The organism is Pseudomonas canadensis (assembly GCF_000503215.1).
GTDB classification, from domain to species: Bacteria; Pseudomonadota; Gammaproteobacteria; order Pseudomonadales; family Pseudomonadaceae; genus Aquipseudomonas; species Aquipseudomonas canadensis.
This window is the reverse complement of sequence record NZ_AYTD01000016.1, coordinates 266,885-285,803: the sequence shown is the minus strand read 5'-3', so window position 1 is coordinate 285,803 and position 18,919 is coordinate 266,885. Positions and strand designations below refer to the sequence as shown.

Here is an 18,919-nt window from a genome sequence, read left to right as displayed (position 1 = left end):
GACGCCTACAATTTAATGAATTTGTAGGTGTCATGTTGATGATCAATACTCCTTCCAAGCCGATTAGCCGGCAGTTCCAAGTCCGACCTGAGGGAAATTGTGCATGAGCCAGAATAAAATCCTTACCACCGCCAGCGGCGCCCCCGTTGCGGACAACCAGAATTCCCGTTCCGCCGGCCCGCGGGGCCCATTGCTGCTCGACGATTTTCACCTGATCGAGAAGCTCGCTCACTTCAACCGTGAAAACATTCCTGAGCGTCGTGTGCACGCCAAGGGTTCGGGGGCTTACGGTACTTTCACGGTCACTACAGACATCACGCAATACACCAGCGCCAAGCTGTTCGAGTCCGTTGGCAAGCAAACCCTTACCTTCCTGCGGTTTTCCACCGTTGGCGGTGAGCGTGGTTCGGCTGATACCGAGCGCGACCCACGTGGTTTTGCCTTGAAGTTCTACACCGAAGAAGGCAACTGGGACATCGTGGGTAACAACACCCCTGTGTTCTTCATTCGCGATCCTTTGAAGTTCCCGGATTTCATCCACACACAGAAACGCTTGCCGCAAAGCAATCTGAAAAGCGCGCAAATGATGTGGGATTTCTGGTCGCACTCCCCCGAGGCGCTGCACCAGGTCACTATCCTGTTCTCGGACCGTGGCATCCCTGACGGCTATCGTCACATGCACGGCTTCGGCAGTCACACCTACAGCCTGATCAACGCCAAGGGTGAGCGTCACTGGGTCAAGTGGCACTACAAGACCAAGCAGGGCATCAAGAACCTGGCGCCGGCTGAAGCTGCTCGCCTGGCTGGTACTGACCCTGATTACGCCCAGCGTGATCTGTTTGGCGCGATCGAGCGCGGTGATTTCCCGAAATGGCGCGTGTGCATCCAAATCATGACCGAGGCCCAGGCCAACGCTCATTACGAGAACCCTTTCGATGTGACCAAAACCTGGTCGCAGAAGGAATTCCCGTTGATCGAAGTCGGCGAGTTGGAATTGAACCGCAATCCGCAGAACTACTTCGCTGAAGTGGAACAAGCTGCATTCGGCCCAAGCAACATGGTTCCTGGTGTTGGTCTGTCGCCAGACCGCATGCTTCAAGGTCGTGTGTTCGCTTACGCTGATGCGCATCGCTATCGTGTTGGCACTAATCACCAGCAACTGCCGGTGAACGCGCCGCGTAACCAGGTGAATAGCTACCAGCGCGATGGTTCGATGGCCTTCGGTAGCAATGGCGGCGCAGCGCCTAACTACGAGCCAAACAGCTACACCGATGCACCAAAGCAAGCACCGCAGTATGCGGAGCCTGCATTGGCCCTGAGTGGCGCGGCTGACCGTTACGATCACCGTGAAGACACGGATTACTACAGCCATGCCGGTGCGCTGTTCCGCTTGATGAACGATGAGCAGAAGGCCTTGCTCACCAACAACATTGCCGGCGCGATGGGTGGCGTTTCCAGTGATGTGGTTCAGCGCCAACTGCAGCACTTCTACAAGGCCGATCCGGCTTATGGAGAAGCAATCGCAAAGGCGTTGGGTGTATCGCTTAACTGACTCTAAACGATAAGCAGAACCGCCCTCATTTGGGCGGTTTTTGCGTTATTTCAGCTACTTTTCTCCGAAAAACATCACTTTTCTGCCGTTGATCCCGTGACCTTCAAGTCATCATGGTTCAAACTACAGACTTTCAAGCAGGGAGATGTAGGGCGATGCAAGGTCACCCCGACGTAATCGATTACCTCAACACGTTGCTGACGGGCGAATTGGCTGCTCGTGACCAATATTTCATCCATTCGCGCATGTACGAAGACTGGGGCTTTACCGAGCTCTACGAACGTATCAACCACGAGATGGAAGAAGAGGCACAGCACGCCGACGCACTGATGCGCCGTATCCTCATGCTCGAAGGCACGCCGCGTATGCGTCCTGATGATCTGGATGTGGGTACTACGGTGCCTGACATGCTCGCTGCCGACCTGCGCCTCGAGTACAAGGTCCGTGCCGCGCTCTGCAAAGGAATCGAGCTCTGTGAGCAGCACAACGACTATGTCACCCGGGAAATCCTGCGGGTACAGTTGAATGACACCGAAGAAGATCACACCTACTGGCTCGAAAAGCAGTTGGGCCTGATCAAGCTGATTGGCCTGGAGAATTACCTGCAATCGCAGTTCTGATTCCCGGCTACAAAAAAAGCCCCTGTCACCGCAAAGTGACAGGGGCTTTTCTTTGGGCCCGAAAAAGTCAGGCCCGGTCGCGTTCCAACAATGGTTTCAAGTAGTAACCAGTGTGCGACTGCGGCATTTCGGAGACTTGCTCCGGTGTGCCCACGGCAATGATCTGGCCACCTTTGGAGCCGCCTTCCGGCCCCAGGTCTACCAGCCAATCTGCCGTCTTGATCACATCAAGGTTGTGCTCGATCACCACCACGGTGTTGCCGTGGTCGCGCAAGCGGTGCAGCACGTCAAGCAGTTGCTGGATGTCCGCGAAGTGCAGGCCGGTGGTCGGCTCATCGAGGATGTACAGGGTCTTGCCGGTATCGCGCTTGGACAGCTCGCGAGACAACTTCACCCGCTGCGCCTCACCACCTGACAGCGTGGTCGCCGACTGCCCCAGCTTGATGTACGACAAGCCCACGTCCATCAGCGTCTGCAGCTTGCGCGCCAACGCTGGGACCGCGTCGAAGAACACCCGCGCTTCTTCGATGGTCATCTCCAGGGTTTCGTGGATGCTCTTGCCCTTGTACTTGATCTCCAAGGTTTCGCGGTTGTAGCGCTTGCTCTTGCATACATCGCACGGCACGTAGATGTCTGGCAGGAAGTGCATTTCCACCTTGATCAGGCCATCGCCCTGGCACGCTTCACAGCGCCCGCCCTTGACGTTGAACGAGAACCGGCCCGGCCCGTAACCCCGTGAGCGGGATTCCGGAACCCCGGCAAAAAGTTCACGGATGGGCGTGAACAAGCCGGTGTAGGTCGCCGGGTTGGAGCGCGGTGTACGACCAATGGGGCTTTGATCAATATCGACCACCTTGTCCAGGTGTTCCAGTCCCTTGATGCTGTCGTGGGCAGCGGCTTCCAGGGTGGTCGCGCCGTTCAGGGCGGTGGCACTCAAGGGGAACAACGTATTGTTGATCAGCGTCGATTTACCCGAGCCGGAAACACCAGTCACGCAGGTCAGCAGACCCAGTGGAATTTCCAGGTCGACATTGCGCAAGTTGTTGCCACGCGCGCCCTTAAGGTGCAACGCCAGCTTCTTGTTACGTGGCGTGCGTTTGGCCGGCACTGCAATCTTCACACGACCAGACAAGTATTTGCCGGTCAGTGAGTCCGGATGAGCCATGACTTCGGCCGGCGTGCCTTCAGCGACTATATGCCCGCCATGCACACCCGCCCCCGGGCCAATGTCGACCACATAATCCGCCAGGCGGATTGCATCTTCATCGTGCTCGACCACGATCACCGTATTGCCGATATCCCGCAGGTGTTTCAAGGTGCCCAGCAGGCGATCGTTGTCGCGCTGGTGCAAGCCAATCGACGGTTCATCGAGGATGTACAACACACCCACAAGGCCAGCACCAATCTGGCTGGCCAGGCGAATCCGCTGGGCTTCACCGCCGGACAAGGTGTCGGCACTGCGATCCAGCGACAGGTAATCCAAGCCAACGTTGACCAGGAACTGCAAGCGCTCGCGGATTTCCTTGAGGATCTTGTCAGCGATTTCGCCACGGCGACCGGTCAGCTTGAGCACACCAAAGTACTCACAGGCATCGCCGATTGGCAGGTTGGTCACCGCCGGTAGTGTCTTCTCGCCCACCCACACATGCCGCGCCTCGCGACGCAGGCGAGTACCACGGCAATCCGGGCACGGCTGGGTGCTGAGGAATTTCGCCAGCTCTTCGCGCACGCTGGCCGATTCGGTCTCGCGGTAGCGACGCTCCAGGTTTGGCACAATGCCTTCGAACGGGTGGGAGCGCTTGACGATATCGCCACGGTCGTTCAGGTATTTGAAGTCGACGTTCTGCGAGCCGCTGCCATGCAGGATGACCTTCTGCTGATCCGCCGGCAGTTGGTTGAACGGCACTTCCAGGCTGAACTTGTAATGCGAGGCCAACGACCCGAGCATCTGGAAGTAATAGACGTTGCGCCGGTCCCAGCCGCGTATCGCGCCCTCCGCCAGCGTCAGGTCGCCATTGACCAAGCGCTTGATGTCAAAGAACTGCTTCACGCCCAGGCCATCGCAAGTCGGGCAGGCGCCGGCCGGGTTGTTGAAGGAGAACAGCTTGGGTTCCAGCTCGCTGATTGCATGGCCGCAAATCGGGCAGGCAAAGCGCGCGGAGAAGATGATCTCTTCGCCCGGCTCGTCGTCCATCGGTGCAACCAATGCAATGCCGTCGGCCAGCTTCAACGCGGTTTCGAAGGATTCCGCAAGGCGCTGCTGCAGGTCGGCGCGCACCTTGAAGCGGTCGACTACTACATCAATCGAATGCTTCTTTTGCTTGTCGAGCTTCGGCGCTTCATCCAGCTCATACAGCTTGCCGTTGATGCGTGCGCGCACAAAACCCTGGGCCCGCAGTTCTTCGAAGACGGAAAGGTGTTCACCCTTGCGCTCACGGATCACTGGCGCCAACAGCATCAGCTTGGCGCCCTCCGGCTGGGCCAGCACCAGGTCGACCATCTGGCTGACGGTCTGGGCTTCCAGGGGAATGTCGTGGTCCGGGCAACGCGGAATACCCACGCGTGCATACAGCAGGCGCAGGTAATCGTAGATTTCGGTAATGGTGCCCACGGTGGAGCGCGGGTTATGGGAGGTCGATTTCTGTTCGATGGAGATCGCTGGCGACAGGCCTTCAATGGTGTCGACGTCGGGTTTTTCCATCATCGACAGGAACTGGCGGGCGTAGGCCGACAGCGATTCCACATAGCGACGCTGGCCTTCGGCATACAGCGTGTCGAACGCCAGGGACGATTTGCCGGACCCGGACAAGCCGGTGATGACGATCAGTTTGTCCCTGGGCAGGGTCAGGTCGATGTTCTTCAGGTTGTGGGTTCTAGCCCCACGAATCAGGATCTTGTCCAAGATGGCCTCGCACGGCGGGCGTGAATAATGCCGGAGTATACGGCTAAAGACTGGATGAATATACACTGTCAAAAGGCCGCTTGCAGCCTTAGATGAAAGCTGCGCGGCAAAGCGCCGCATATACCCTCTCAATCGATGGGACTGGTAGAATCGCCGCCGGTTCACACGAGGTTTTTCCATGCACGATCCCCACAGCGAACGCATGAGTAGCGGCGAGACCCGAGCGGCAAGCGGTCTGGCCCTGGTGTTCGCCTTCCGTATGCTGGGCATGTTTATGGTGTTGCCGGTGCTGGCGACCTATGGAATGGATCTCGCAGGCGCGACCCCCGCATTGATCGGCCTGGCCATTGGCGCCTATGGCCTGACCCAGGCGATTTTCCAGATTCCGTTCGGGATCATTTCCGACCGCATTGGCCGTCGTCCGGTAATCTACCTCGGGCTGATCGTGTTCGCCCTCGGCAGCGTGCTCGCGGCCCAATCCGACTCTATCTGGGGTGTGATTGCCGGACGGATCCTGCAAGGCGCCGGCGCGATTTCCGCAGCGGTGATGGCCTTGCTATCGGACCTGACCCGCGAACAACATCGCACGAAAGCCATGGCCATGATCGGCATGACTATCGGTCTGTCGTTTGCCGTGGCCATGGTGGTCGGTCCCTTGCTGACCCGTGCGTTCGGCTTGCATGGCCTATTCCTTGCCACCGGCGGTATGGCGCTGTTTGGCATCGTGATCGTTGCCTTTATGGTGCCGCGCTCCACCGGCACGCTGCAGCATCGCGAGTCGGGCGTCGCACGCAAGGCGCTCTTGCCGACGCTCAAGCATCCTGACCTGCTGCGCCTGGATTTAGGTATCTTCGTATTACACGCGATGCTGATGTGCAGCTTCGTCGCCTTGCCCCTGGCGCTGGTTGAAAAAGCCGGCCTGCCCAAGGAGCAGCACTGGTGGGTCTACCTCACTGCGCTGCTGATTTCGTTCTTCGCCATGATCCCGTTCATCATCTATGGCGAGAAAAAACGCAAAATGAAACGAATCCTGCTCGGCGCCGTCACGACGCTGATGCTCACTGAGCTATTCTTCTGGCAGTTCGGCGACAGCCTGCGGGCGCTGGTAATCGGCACGGTGGTGTTCTTCACCGCGTTCAACCTGCTGGAGGCTTCATTGCCTTCGCTGATCAGTAAAGTTTCACCCGCTGGCGGCAAGGGCACGGCGATGGGGGTGTATTCCACCAGCCAGTTCCTCGGTTCTGCACTGGGCGGCATCATGGGGGGCTGGATGTTCCAGCATGGCGGTTTGTCGGTTGTGTTCCTTGGATGCGCCGGGCTGGCTGCACTTTGGCTGGCCTTTGCTGTTACCATGCGCGAACCTCCCTACGTCACGAGCCTGCGTTTGCCGCTATCGCCTGAGGCGATCCGCGAAAGTGGTCTGGTAGAGCGCCTCAAGGCAGTCGTAGGGGTAACAGATGCAGTCGTGGTCGCGGAAGAAGCGGCCATTTACATCAAATTGGACACCGAATTATTGGATCGCGCGACGCTCGAGCAACTGGTCAACCCAGTGCCGACAGCGCGCCCAGCCTAGGAGAACGTTATGGCCCGTGGGGTTAACAAAGTCATATTGGTCGGTACATGCGGCCAGGATCCCGAGGTTCGCTACTTGCCTAACGGTAACGCCGTGACCAACCTGAGTCTGGCGACCAGCGAACAGTGGACCGACAAGCAGACCGGCCAGAAGGTCGAGAAAACCGAATGGCACCGTGTGTCGATGTTCGGCAAGGTTGCTGAGATCGCTGGTGAGTACCTGCGTAAAGGTTCGCAGGTGTACATCGAAGGCAAGCTGCAAACCCGCGAGTGGGAAAAAGACGGCATCAAGCGTTACACCACTGAAATCGTGGTCGACATGCAAGGCACCATGCAACTGCTGGGCGGCCGTCCACAGGGCGACCAACAGGGCCAGGGCGGCATGTCCAACTCGGCACCGCGTCCACAGCAGTCGCGTCCACAGCCAAGCCAGCAGCCACAGCGTGAGTCGCGTCCAGCGCCACAGCAGGCCGCTCCGCAGCCGGCTCCGGATTTCGACAGCTTTGATGACGATATCCCGTTCTAGGATTCTAAAGTCCGGAACACGCAAAACCCCCGTTTGGCTCAGGCCTCGGGGGTTTTTTATTGGCCGTGATCAGCGTCAGTCGAAGCGGCGATGACAACCATATCCTTGAACCGGCCTAACACGGCCGAACCGTCATCGATACGCGTCGCCAAATGCAGCGGCGCCACCAGGCTCTGGCACTCCGTCAGCTCCCGATACACGATGCCGTCCCCGCGCAGCCGCTGCATCGACGCTGGCACGATGGACACACCAAGTCCTGCCGCCACTAGGCTCAATGTCGCCGTCATGCGCGGTGCTTCCTGGACCACCTGCGGGCTGAACCCCGCTTCACGACACGCCACCAGAATCGCGTCATACAACCCCAACCCCACGCGACGGCGATAGAGCACGAAGGATTCGGTCGCCAGTGCCTTCAAGGGTAGGGGAGAGCCTGCATCAAGCGCCAGCGGATGCTCGGTGGGCAGCGCCAGCAGCATCGGTTCCACCAGGATGGGTTCGTCCTGCAGCGACTGAGTCCCACTGAGAGGCGAGCGGATAAACGCCGCGTCGAGTTTTTCGTGTACCAAGGCATCCAGCAGTTCGCCGGTGCCAGCTTCCTCCAGCACCACTGTGACGCCGACAAAGGTTTCGCGAAACAGCCGCAGCACACTCGGCACAAAAGGATGCAGCGCCGCCGAACTGGTGAAGCCGATCGCCAGGCGCCCACGTTCACCGCGTGCGGCACGGCGTACCACCTCTGCAATCCCTTCAGCGTGCGCAAGGATCTCCCGGGCTTCATCCAGCAACGCGAGCCCGGCGGTGGTGGGGCGTACACCACGGGGCAGGCGCTCCATCAACACCACGCCCAACTCGGCCTCAAGGTTTTGCAACATCCGCGTCAACGGGGGCTGCTGCATGCCCAGGCGTTCCGCCGCGCGGGTGATGTAGCCTTCTTCAGCGATGGCAACGAAGGCCTTGAGTTGGCGAAGCTCCAGCATAGGAATACTTTTCAGGTATGGGAGGGCTTCAATCCTGGCATTTGTTCTCATGGCTCACAAGATTTACGCTGTGGCCAACCTCAAAAAGAAGGAAAGCCGTGATGACCTGGTCTGCCAAGCAATACACGATGTTTGAACAGCAGCGCACCCGTCCCGTTCGCGACCTGGTGGCGGCCATTCCAAACACTGACGTCCGCACCGCCGTGGACCTGGGCTGCGGCCCCGGCAACTCCACCGAGGTGCTGGCCGAACGCTTCCCGCAAGCCCACGTCACGGGCATGGACAGCTCCGACGACATGCTGGCCGACGCCCGCAAGCGGCTGCCGGCGCTGAACTTCGAGTTGGCGGATATCGGGGCCTGGAGCCCGGCGCAAGCATTCGATGTGATCCTGGCCAACGCGTCCCTGCAATGGCTACCGGACCACGCCACGCTTTACCCCCACTTGGTCCACCAACTGACGCCCGGCGGTACGCTAGCGGTGCAAACCCCGGACAACCTCGATGAGCCCGCCCACCGGCTTGCCCGCGAAGTCGCGGCAGAGGGTCCATGGGCGGCCAAGATCGGAACGGTCAAACACAACGAGCGCCACACCGCGAGCTACTACTACGAACTGCTGAGCAAGCATTGCAGTACGGTCGATGTGTGGCGCACCACCTATCAGCACCCGCTGGTGGATCACGCAGCCGTGGTGGAGTGGTTCAAGGCATCGGCGCTGAGACCGTTCCTCGCGCCTTTGACCGACAGCGAAAAAGCCGCCTTCCTGCAGGAATACCAGGCGCGGATTACACAGGCCTATCCAGCCCTAGCTGATGGCACGGTGTTGCTGCCGTTTCCGCGCCTGTTCATCATTGCCACTGCGTAGGCCGTGGTGACGCTATCGCCGGCAAGCCGGCTCCTACACGGGGGCGAGGAACTCATCGGTCGATACTACGGTTGCGTAGCCGAACGCCAGTGATGCCATGTAAGCGTCATGCACCTGAGCAGCCGGGATCACCTTGCCATTGAACTCCAGATCCCGCGTGGCGCAGGCGTCATGGATCAGCGTGACCTTATAGCCCAGGTCCGCTGCTGCACGTACCACCGCGTCGATGCACATATGGCTCATGCTACCGACCACCACCAGGTCCGTGATGCTGCGTTGTTCCAGCAGTGCGCGCAGGTTGGTTTCGCGAAACGCATTCACAAAGTGTTTAAGCACCACCGGCTCATTGCCTTCGTTCAGCACTTTGCTGTGCAGGTGCGCACCCTCGGAACCCGGCGTGAAGAATGGCGCGTCCTCGGAGGTGAACTCGTGACGCACATGAATCACCGCATCACCCGCCTGGCGAAACGCCTGCAGCACCTGCGCGGCCTTGTCTGCTGCGGCGTCCACGCCGTCGAGTGGCCACTTGCCCTGAGGGAAGTAGTCGTTCTGGATATCGATTAGGATGAGCGCTTGCTTGGCCATGTGTATTGCCTCGTGATGGGTTGATGGGCCCAGTATCTTAGCTGGCGCCTGCACCGGGGATTGGCTGCACCGACAATAACAGGGGGAAAACTGACAATGGCGGTCGTCGAGCTGGGCGTGTTGATCTACCAAGGTGCGCAGTTTGCGGCCGTGCATGGCTTGACCGACTTGTTCGGCGTGGCTAACCGCATCGCCGCCGAGCATCAGTCCGCGCAATTGCCGTTGCTGCGGGTCAGCCATTGGCAGGTGGATGTTACCGGCAAACCGGCGCGCGTATTCAGCAGCCATCCCGGCCCTGACCAGCCGATGATGGCCGTATTGGTGCCGCCGTCGATTGGTGAATTCACCGAAGACCAGGCGCCGCCCGCGTTGCTGGAATGGATCCGCCAGCAACACGCGGCAGGCACAGTACTGGGCGGTGTGTGCATTGGCTCGATCATGCTGGCGCGCAGCGGGTTGCTCGACGGACGCAGTGCCACGACGCACTGGTCTTCCGCCAAATCCTTCGCGGCCCGTTACCCGGCGGTGCGCCTGGAGGCGGATAAGCCCATCGTTGATGATGGCGACCTGATCACCACCGCCGGCTTGATGGCCTGGTCCGAACTCGGCCTGCGCCTGGTCGATCGCCTGATGGGCCCGAGCATCGCGGCCGATACCGCGCGTTTCCTGGTGATCGAGCACAGTGACAGCGCCAGCCAATGCGGCAGCAACTTCGCGCCGATACTCGGCCACGGCGACGCGGCCATCCTCAGGGTTCAGCACTGGCTTCAAGCCAGTGGCGCGGTGGATGTTTCCCTTACGGCAATGGCCCAGGAAGCGGGTTTGGAAGAGCGCACTTTCCTGCGGCGCTTTCGCAACGCGACGGGCTTGAAACCCACCGAGTACTGTCAGCACTTGCGGGTGGGCAAGGCGCGGCAGATGCTGGAGTTTACCAACGGCACCATCGACCATATCGCATGGACCGTGGGTTACCAGGACCCCGGTGCCTTTCGCGCCACCTTCAAGAAGATCACCGGCCTTTCGCCCAGCGACTACCGCAGCCGTTTCGGCGTGTGAATCGTGCAGAACGCCGCCGCGTTAACGCGTCGTCGTGCAGAATAAAACAGGCCAACTGCCATCGGTTTTTCGGCAACTGGTTGATTTGAATGCAATCCCGTGCGAACGCGCCTTGGCTTGATCTCTGCAACGTTCCGTCTACACACATGGCGGGATGGCCAAGGGGGACGCATGACCCCGACTCAACGCAAGAAGCTGGTGGTAGCTCACTCCACACGTGAGGGGGCGCCGCTACATGAGGTCGAAACCAACCGCGCCCTGGCGCGCTGGTTGGCGCAGATTCTCGGGCTCAAATTCGGCGGCAGCTACGACCCTGATCTGCACGCGGGGCGGGCGCTGTACCTGCTGCCCACACAAACCCTGGTCGGTCAGGCCCAGGCGCGAGCGCTGAATATCAAAGGCCCGGAGGATTTGTGGGGCGGTTACGTCGACCACGACTTTATTTGCACCAAAGCCATCAGTCATGGCTTGCTCGGCCCTGACGCTAAAGCGCCGGAAGGTTGGTCGGCGTTGTTCTGCGAGCGTGTACGCAATGTCGTGCTGGACGGCTTGAGCGTCTTCGCACTTGAAGACGCGCGGCTCGCCGCCACACGCTTGCTCCACAGCGGCCCCATCCGCTTGAAACCCGTGCACGCCTGCGCGGGCCGAGGCCAGGAAGTTATCCACAGCCTGGATGAATTCGAGGCCGTGCTGGCGCGATCCGAGGCCGCAAAACTCTTCAACGAAGGGGTTGTTCTGGAGCAGGATCTGCACGATGTGGTCACTCACAGCGTTGGCCAAAGTTTTATCGGCGACCACGTGTTCAGCTACTGCGGCGAGCAATACCTGACGAAAGATGGGCAGGGCGAAGAGGTCTACGGCGGTTCCAACCTGCTGGTCGTGCCCGGCTATTACCAAGACCTGTTGCAACTCGAACTGGCCGACGACGTACGCGAAGCCATCGAACAAGCCCAAGTGTTCGACACGGCCGCCGATGAGGCCTACCCCGGCTTTTATGCCTCGCGGCGTAATTACGACATCGCGCAAGGCCTGGACAGTAATGGCCAACGCCGCAGCGGCGTGCTCGAACAATCCTGGCGCATGGGCGGGGCCAGTAGCGCGGAAGTCGCAGCGCTGCAAAGTTTTATCAACAACCCTGGCCTGCGTGCGATCCATGTGTCCTCGGTGGAAACCTATGTGGACCAACCGCTGCCGGCCAATGCCATCGAGGTGTATCGCGGCCCGGCGCAAAGCAGCGAGTTTCTTCTCAAGTACGTGACGGTTACCTCTTATGACGGCTAGAAGTGAAAGCATTGCGATCGATATCGACGACGAACAGATGAGCGGCACCTTCCTGAGCCCCAAATCCAAAGTCCCCGGCGTGTTGTTTGTGCACGGCTGGGGCGGCAGCCAGGAGCGAGACCTCGAGCGGGCCAAAGGCATCGCCGGCTTGGGCTGTGTATGCCTGACCTTCGATCTGCGCGGGCACGCCGGCACCGGTATTCCATTGTCCCGCGTCACCCGCGAAGACAACCTGCGCGACCTGATGGCGGCCTATGACCGACTGCTGTCCCACCCGGCGATCGACACCTCGGCAGTGGCAGTGGTGGGTACCAGTTACGGCGGCTACCTCGCGGCGATTCTCACCTCATTGCGCCCGGTGCGCTGGCTGGCACTGCGCGTGCCGGCGCTGTATCGGGATGACGAATGGCTCAAGCCCAAGCGTGACTTGGACAAGATGGACCTGATGGATTACCGCAGCACGTTGGTCCACGCCGAAACCAATCGCGCCTTGCACGCGTGTTCGGCGTTTACCGGTGATGTGCTGATCGTCGAATCGGAAACCGATGACCACGTGCCCCATGCCACCATCATGAGCTACCGCGCGGCGTGCCAGCAGACCCACTCCCTGACCCACCGAATCATCGACGGCGCCGACCATTCCCTCAGCGACCCAGTGTCCCAGCAGGCTTACACCTCAATCCTGGTGGACTGGATCACCGAGATGGTGGTGGGCGAGCGGTTGAGCATCATTCAGTCCCGTTAAAGCGTTCAGGCGGGTGTCTTCTTCACCCGCAACGCCTTCGCCTTGGCCTCCACGCCCAGGTACATCACTAGCGCGATCAGCAACGGCAAGATGAAGTAAATCGCCCGATACGCGATCAGCCCGGCAAGCAAACTGCCCCGCGACGCCTCATGCTGCAACAGCGCAATAAACACCGCCTCCAGCACGCCCAGCCCGGCCGGAATGTGGGTGAGCACTCCGGCAATCGCGCTGATCAATAACACGCCCAGCACCAGCGGATAGTCCAGCTTGGCCGGCAACAGGGTAAAAATCACCGCCGCCATCAGCGACCAATTCAACGCGCCCAGCAGCAACTGCAAGCACGCCATGCGCACCGACGGCAGGTTGATTTCCATGCCGCGAATCGTCCACGCACGTTTCTTCGAAAACTGGCAGGCCACCAGATAACCCAGGCTGGCCAGTACCAACAACGCGCCAATGCCCTGCAAGGCCGTGGTGCTGACCTTCCACCCCGGCGGCATGGTCACCAAGCCGCTGCTGAACACCACCCCGGCAATCGCCATGTAGCCAAACCAATTGGTGGCTAGGCTCAGGCCGAGGATCTTGGCGATATTGCCGGTACTCACCCCCAAGCGCGAATACAGCCGATAACGCATGGCGATGCCGCCGACCCACGCGCTCAGGTTGAGGTTGAAGGCGTAGCTGATGATGCCCACTGGCAGGATCTGCTTCCACACCAGGTTCTGGCGAATGTAGGTGCGGCCGATCAAGTCGAAGCTGGCGTACACCAGAAAACTGCACAGCGTCAGCGCGCCTGCGATCACCAGTGTGCGCACCTTGAAGTCGCCCAGGGTCTGCACCACTTCGCTCCAATCGATACGCCGAGCGAGCAGGGTGAACAGCACGATCAGCATCAGGAAGAAGACGATGGTCAGCGGTTTCTTCCAGCGCTTGAATCGGGATTCAGCGGTCATTGGACTGGCTCTCGATGGGTTTCAACCGTGGCTTGTGCGCCGGCAACCATCCCGTCAAGGCCGGGAAGTGGCGCATCACATGAAACACCAGGAAACCCACGGTCAACCGCCACAGCCACAGGCGCGGCTTGCGGTTCTCCGGCATGGTCTGGCAGTGGTCTTTGGCGAGTGTTTCCAGGCGTTCGTAAAGTTGTTGATTGAACGCGCGGTCACGAATCAACACATTGGCTTCCAGGTTCAGCGACAGGCTCAACGGGTCCAGGTTGCTCGAACCCACGGTGCTCCATTCGTCATCCACCAACGCGACTTTGCCGTGCAGCGGGCGCTGGCAGTATTCGTGGATCACTACGCCATCTTTGAGCAGATAGTCGTAGAGCATCCGCGCCGCCAGCTTGGCCAGCAGCACATCGGGCTGGCCTTGCATGATCAGTTGCACCTGCACGCCACGGCGCGCGGCATTGCGGATTTCGCGCAGCAGGCGGTAGCCGGGGAAGAAGTAGGCGTTGGCGATCACCGCACGTGTTTGCGCCTTGCTCAGCGCGTGGATATAGGCTTCTTCAATGTCATCGCGATGCTGCACGTTGTCGCGGTAAATCAAGCGCACCAAGCCATCGCCCTGGTCGGTGGACCACAATGGAGGCCGTTGCTGGCGCCGCCGCCAACCCCGTCGCGTGCGGACTTGGCGACCACTTTGCGCCAAAGCGAAATGATGCAGGTCTGCTACGGCCGGACCCACCACCTGCACCGCGTAATCCTGCTTGGCTTCGGGACCGAAATCTCCCAGGTGATCGGCGGAAAAGTTGATCCCGCCGATAAACGCCACCTCCGCATCCACCACCACAATCTTGCGGTGCAGGCGACGAAACCAGTTGGTGCGAATGCCCAGGGTCTTGGACGCCGGGTCAAACATCTGCACCGTCACGCCGGCGTCCGCCAACTCGCCCAGAAATGACGGGCTCAGTTCGCCGCAACCAAAGCCATCGAGGCTCACCACCACCTTGACTCCACGCTGCGCGGCCTCGATCAGGATGCCGTGCAGCTCATGGCCCACCTTGTCTTCGAAAAGAATGAAGGTCTCCAACAGAATTTCCCGGCGGGCCGCGCGCAGGGCTTCGAACACCTTGGGAAAATACGCCTCGCCGTTCTCCAGTAACTCAACCTGGTTGCCATGCTGCCAGCCGTAGTCCAGGTCGCGGGCCTTGGCTTCGTCCGGCGGCTGGTCGGTGGAGATATGTTCCACGGCCACGTTCATAGCTCGACCTCCACTGACAGCGGCACATGGTCGGACAGGTGCGACCAAGGCCGCGTCGTTAGCACCCTAGGGTTATGCACCTTCAGATTGCGCACATAAATCCGGTCCAGCGGCAGCAACGGCAGGCGCGCCGGGAAGGTGCGTGCGGGTTTGCCCATGGATTCAATAAACACTTCCTTCAAACCGGCCTTGCTCAGGTCGGCCTTCTGGCGCCAATCGTTGAAGTCACCAGCCACCACCAGCGGCGCGTCGGCTGGGATCTCGCTGATGCGCTGCTCGATCAAGCGCAGTTGCTGCTGGCGGTGCACCTCGCGCAAGCCCAGGTGGATACAGATCGCATGGATCTCCTGGCCGGTGCCCGGCAGGCGCAGCACGCAATGCAGCAGGCCACGGTTTTCATGGCCGCGTTGGGAGATATCGAGGTTGTCGTGGCGCACGATCTGGAATTTCGACAACAGCGCGTTGCCGTGGTCGCCGTGGGGGTAGACCGCGTTGCGGCCGTAGGCGAACTGCGGCCAGATGCTGTCGGCGAGGAATTCGTATTGCGGCATGTTCGGCCAGTCGCTGAAGCGCTGTGGATGGCGTTCGTGGGTGCCGTGGATTTCCTGCAAAAACACCATATCCGCGCCCACGCTGCGCACCGCTTCACGCAGCTCGGGCAGGATGAAACGTCGATTCAGGGCGGTAAAGCCCTTGTGGATATTGACCGTCAGCACCGTGAAGCGAGTGATGGCGACGCTGGGGGTGATGGGCACCCAGTCGGGAATCGCAGCCATGATTGCTCCTGTGAAAGAAGTGGGGGCCTGGCCCCCGTTTATGGCTGACTCTGATTTTTGGCTGAAAGTTTCCAACGTCCTACAGACGGCACAATGATGCCGCTGAAGGGGAACGATCAACGCGCAAACCCGTCAGTTCCTTACAGACCCTTCTGAAGGAGATCGGTGTTTTGCTGAATCTAAAGACCGCATTACTGCTCGGCGCACTGCTGTTTTGTGGCAGTGGCGCACTGCAAGCGGCGGCCACCGCGCCGGAACCTGAAGCGCCGGCCAAGCCGGAATTGCTGGTGGAGGGCGGGCTGCTGGGGGCAATCAGTTCCAGCATCGATGATGTCCAGCAAAAGCTCGACCTCAATCAGAATCTGATCGATGAATGGCGCCTGCGCGCGGACCGAGCGGCCGACGAGGTCGGGCGGCTGGTCAACCAGACCGCTGCGCGCTCACCCTGGAGCGTGGCGGGGGATTTCCTGCTGCTGTCCGGCGTGTGGGTTGGCGCTTTTGTGGCGATGACGCTGCTGGGGCGATTTATCGTACAGCGCCTGGGCCGTCGCTCGTTCTTCGAGCGGCGCAAACGTCTGCTAGCGGTGCTCGGGTATGTGATTCCCTATACGACTCCCGCGCTTATCTGTCTGCCGCTGACGCTGTATGTCAGCCACTTTCTGCCCACCTCTGTAGGCCGTGCGCTGGCGCTGTGTTTTGCCTACGCCACCAGTAGCGGTATCTTTTCCACCTCGATGCTGTTGTGCGTCATCGTCATGTTCAATGTTGGCCACAAGCGCCCGGCGGTGCAGATTATTCGCGACTACTGCCCCAAACCGCTGTTCCTGATCGGCTTCCTCGCCGCCCTCAGCGATGCGCTGACCAGCCCGCAAATCGCCCGTCAGTTGGGCGGCAATATCACCAGCAGCATTGCCGTGTTTACCGGGCTGTTTGCGGCGGTGATTTTCGGCATGCTGGTGATCCGCCTGCGTCGTCCGGTCGCCCATCTGATCCGCAATCGACCACTGGCCCAGCGCCTCAAACACCCGGCGTTGCAACAATCGCTGCGGATATTTTCCGGCCTGTGGTATTGGCCGATCCTGTTGATGGTGCTGGTGTCGGCGATCAACCTGATCGGTGCTGGTGACGACAACCAGAAAGTCCTGCGCTGCGCACTGTTCACCACGATCCTGCTGATCGGCACGGTGTTCCTCAGCACGGTGCTGCAACACCTGTTCAAGTCCCGCAGCCAAGTGGCGATCCAACGCAGCAGTGCGTACAAGGAACGCTTCCTCAGCCTGTTGCACGCGATCCTGCGCATTGTCATGGCCATTGCGTTTATCGAAATTCTCGGGCGGATCTGGGGCGTGTCGCTGTTCGAGTTCGCCCAGCGCAACTCGGTGGGCCGGGCCATCAGCGATTCTCTCAGCAGCATCGGCCTGATCCTGCTGATGACGTGGCTGTTCTGGGTGGTGCTCGACACGGCGATCCAGGAAGCGCTGAAACCGCCGGTCAACAAACGCTCCAGCCGCCAACCGAGCACGCGGGTGAAAACCATCCTGCCGCTGCTGCGCAATGCGGTGAAGATCATCCTGGTGGTGATCTGCGCGATCACCACCATGGCCAACCTCGGCATCAACGTCGCGCCGCTGCTGGCCGGTGCCGGCGTGGTCGGCCTGGCCATTGGTTTTGGCTCGCAGCAACTGGTGCAGGATGTAATCACCGGGCTGTTCATCATTATTGAAGACACCCTGTCCATTGGCGATTGGGTGGTACTCGACTCCGGCCACGCCGGCACCGTCGAAGGCCTGACCATCCGCACCCTGCGCCTGCGCGATGGCAAGGGTTTTGTGCACTCGGTGCCGTTCGGGCAGATCAAGGCGGTCACCAACCAGTCGCGGCAATTTGCCTATGCGTTTTTCTCGGTACAGTTCACTTACGACACGGATGTGGACAGGGCGGTGGAACTGATCCGCGAGGCGGGGCAGTCGATCCGTGACGACGTTTTCCTCAAGTACAACCTGCAAGGTCCGCTGGAAGTATTCGGCGTCGACAAGATGGACCTCAACGGCGTGGTGCTCACGGCGCAGTTCCGCACGGTGTCGGGCGGGCAATATGCAGTAAGCCGTGCATTCAACCAACGCTTGAAAAAGCTTGTGGATAACTGTGACCAGGTGCATTTCGCGCAGACTTATCCACAGCAGGTCATGGTGCCTGCGCGGACGGCCCTTGAGCATGAACCTACCGAGGCTGGCGCGAAGATAGTTAATCCGTGACGGTTGCGCTACAAACCCGCAAAATGCAACGATTCTGGCCAAGACCAGAAAACCTTCGTTCCAAACAGACCGGGCCTGCTCAATCTATGCGAATGCGCCTTATGTTACTGGGCGGCGGGAATGCCCTCGGGCAGGCGCTGATTCGCCTCGGTGCAGAGGAAGACATCGGTTTCCTCGCACCCAAACCGCCCCAAGACGGCTGGGATGCCGCGAGCCTCACCCAATTGCTCGACGACACCCGTCCCGATGCGTTGATCAACCTCGCCTACTATTTCGACTGGTTCCAGGCAGAAGCGGTCAGCGAAACCCGCCTGGCTGCCCAGGAATTTGCCATCGAGCGCCTGGCCGAGTTGTGCCAGCACCACAGCATCACCCTGTTGCAACCGTCCAGCTACCGCGTGTTCGATGGCTCCCGCGCCACCGCCTACAGCGAAAAGGACGAGCCGGTGCCCCTGGGCCTGCGCGGCCAGGCGTTGTGGCGCATCGAGCAGAGCGTGCGCGCCACCTGCCCGCAACATGTGCTGTTGCGGTTTGGCTGGCTGTTGGATGACAGTGTCGACGGTACCTTGGGGCGCTTCCTGGCTCGGGCGGAGAAACCGGATGAATTGCTGATGGCCGACGACCGTCGCGGCAACCCGACGCCGGTGGACGATGCGGCACGGGTGATTATCTCGGTGCTCAAGCAGCTCGATTGCGCGGCACCGCTGTGGGGCACTTATCACTACGCCGGCCAGGAGGCGACTACACCGTTGGCACTGGGCCAGGCGATTCTCACTGAAGCGCGCAACTACCATCCGCTGGCGATCGAATCCCCTACCGCCCAGGCGCACGCGGCCCGGCCGGATGCGAGCGAAGAACCGCAACACGCGGTGCTCGCCTGCAAGAAAATCCTTCACACCTTCGGCATCAAGCCACGGGCATGGCGGGCGGGGTTGCCGGCATTGCTGGATCGGTTCTACCGTCATACCTGACCCCCAAGCGCGTAGGAGCCGGCTTGCCGGCGA

General features: G+C 60.4%; 16 protein-coding genes. 10 read left to right on the top strand and 6 right to left on the bottom strand.

The window, feature by feature from the left end; translation table 11 throughout:
- The first annotated feature begins 103 nt into the window (after positions 1 to 103).
- Together U367_RS0118495 and bfr are read left to right on the top strand one after the other, a co-directional pair.
- On the top strand, positions 104 to 1,552 hold the full coding sequence (locus U367_RS0118495) for a catalase (protein ID WP_028618131.1): 1,449 nt from the start codon (positions 104 to 106) through the stop codon (positions 1,550 to 1,552).
- 155 nt (positions 1,553 to 1,707) lie between these two features.
- A complete protein-coding gene (gene bfr / locus U367_RS0118490; RefSeq protein ID WP_003176400.1) occupies positions 1,708 to 2,172 on the top strand; it encodes a bacterioferritin in 465 nt (154 codons plus the stop codon).
- A gap of 67 nt (positions 2,173 to 2,239) precedes the next feature.
- Here bfr and uvrA read toward each other — a convergent pair whose 3' ends face one another.
- Entirely contained in the window at positions 2,240 to 5,074 is a 2,835-nt protein-coding gene (gene uvrA, locus U367_RS0118485; RefSeq protein ID WP_028618130.1) for an excinuclease ABC subunit UvrA, read from the bottom strand.
- A 178-nt stretch (positions 5,075 to 5,252) separates the two neighbouring features.
- On the opposite strand from uvrA, the gene U367_RS0118480 reads away from it, so the two are divergent.
- Together U367_RS0118480 and U367_RS0118475 are read left to right on the top strand one after the other, a co-directional pair.
- Positions 5,253 to 6,647, top strand: a complete 1,395-nt coding sequence (locus U367_RS0118480) for an MFS transporter (RefSeq protein WP_010206876.1) — start codon at positions 5,253 to 5,255, stop codon at positions 6,645 to 6,647.
- Positions 6,648 to 6,656: 9 nt separating this feature from the next.
- On the top strand, positions 6,657 to 7,172 hold the full coding sequence (locus U367_RS0118475; protein WP_003232445.1) for a single-stranded DNA-binding protein: 516 nt from the start codon (positions 6,657 to 6,659) through the stop codon (positions 7,170 to 7,172).
- Positions 7,173 to 7,228: 56 nt separating this feature from the next.
- On the opposite strand, the gene U367_RS0118470 is transcribed toward U367_RS0118475, so the two are convergent.
- A complete protein-coding gene (locus U367_RS0118470; protein ID WP_028618129.1) occupies positions 7,229 to 8,149 on the bottom strand; it encodes a LysR family transcriptional regulator in 921 nt (306 codons plus the stop codon).
- Positions 8,150 to 8,250: 101 nt separating this feature from the next.
- Here U367_RS0118470 and tam point away from each other — a divergent pair, with 101 nt between their 5' ends.
- A complete protein-coding gene (tam, locus tag U367_RS0118465) occupies positions 8,251 to 9,012 on the top strand; it encodes a trans-aconitate 2-methyltransferase (RefSeq protein WP_028618128.1) in 762 nt (253 codons plus the stop codon).
- 33 nt (positions 9,013 to 9,045) lie between these two features.
- Here the strand turns inward: tam and U367_RS0118460 are convergent, their stop codons facing one another.
- Entirely contained in the window at positions 9,046 to 9,597 is a 552-nt protein-coding gene (locus tag U367_RS0118460; RefSeq protein WP_028618127.1) for a cysteine hydrolase family protein, read from the bottom strand.
- A gap of 96 nt (positions 9,598 to 9,693) precedes the next feature.
- Here U367_RS0118460 and U367_RS0118455 point away from each other — a divergent pair, with 96 nt between their 5' ends.
- The 3 genes from U367_RS0118455 (at position 9,694) to U367_RS0118445 (ending at position 12,679) form a co-directional block, all read left to right on the top strand.
- The gene (locus U367_RS0118455) at positions 9,694 to 10,653 is read left to right on the top strand and encodes a GlxA family transcriptional regulator (protein ID WP_028618126.1); all 960 of its coding nucleotides are present in this window, start codon (positions 9,694 to 9,696) and stop codon (positions 10,651 to 10,653) included.
- Between the two features lie 171 nt (positions 10,654 to 10,824).
- Positions 10,825 to 11,934 carry a DUF3182 family protein gene (locus U367_RS0118450; protein WP_028618125.1) on the top strand — a complete coding sequence of 370 codons (1,110 nt, stop codon included), beginning with the start codon at positions 10,825 to 10,827 and terminating at the stop codon, positions 11,932 to 11,934.
- A complete protein-coding gene (locus U367_RS0118445) occupies positions 11,924 to 12,679 on the top strand; it encodes an alpha/beta hydrolase family protein (RefSeq protein ID WP_028618124.1) in 756 nt (251 codons plus the stop codon). Before U367_RS0118450 ends, U367_RS0118445 begins: the two co-directional genes overlap by 11 nt.
- 5 nt (positions 12,680 to 12,684) lie before the next feature.
- Here U367_RS0118445 and U367_RS0118440 read toward each other — a convergent pair whose 3' ends face one another.
- From U367_RS0118440 to U367_RS0118430, 3 genes are read right to left on the bottom strand one after another with little or no spacing between them, the layout of a single operon-like run.
- Positions 12,685 to 13,632 (bottom strand): lysylphosphatidylglycerol synthase domain-containing protein, encoded by a 948-nt coding sequence (locus tag U367_RS0118440; RefSeq protein WP_028618123.1) that lies wholly within the window; start codon positions 13,630 to 13,632, stop codon positions 12,685 to 12,687.
- Complete coding sequence (clsB, locus tag U367_RS0118435; RefSeq protein WP_028618122.1) at positions 13,622 to 14,884, bottom strand: cardiolipin synthase ClsB; 1,263 nt, start codon at positions 14,882 to 14,884, stop codon at positions 13,622 to 13,624. The genes U367_RS0118440 and clsB overlap by 11 nt, the downstream gene beginning before the upstream one ends.
- Positions 14,881 to 15,660, bottom strand: a complete 780-nt coding sequence (locus tag U367_RS0118430) for an endonuclease/exonuclease/phosphatase family protein (protein ID WP_028618121.1) — start codon at positions 15,658 to 15,660, stop codon at positions 14,881 to 14,883. The genes clsB and U367_RS0118430 overlap by 4 nt, the downstream gene beginning before the upstream one ends.
- A 170-nt stretch (positions 15,661 to 15,830) precedes the next feature.
- Here U367_RS0118430 and U367_RS0118425 point away from each other — a divergent pair, with 170 nt between their 5' ends.
- A complete protein-coding gene (locus U367_RS0118425; protein WP_028618120.1) occupies positions 15,831 to 17,915 on the top strand; it encodes a mechanosensitive ion channel family protein in 2,085 nt (694 codons plus the stop codon).
- An 86-nt stretch (positions 17,916 to 18,001) separates the two neighbouring features.
- On the top strand, positions 18,002 to 18,886 hold the full coding sequence (locus U367_RS0118420) for a sugar nucleotide-binding protein (RefSeq protein ID WP_028618119.1): 885 nt from the start codon (positions 18,002 to 18,004) through the stop codon (positions 18,884 to 18,886).
- Positions 18,887 to 18,919: the final 33 nt, after the last annotated feature.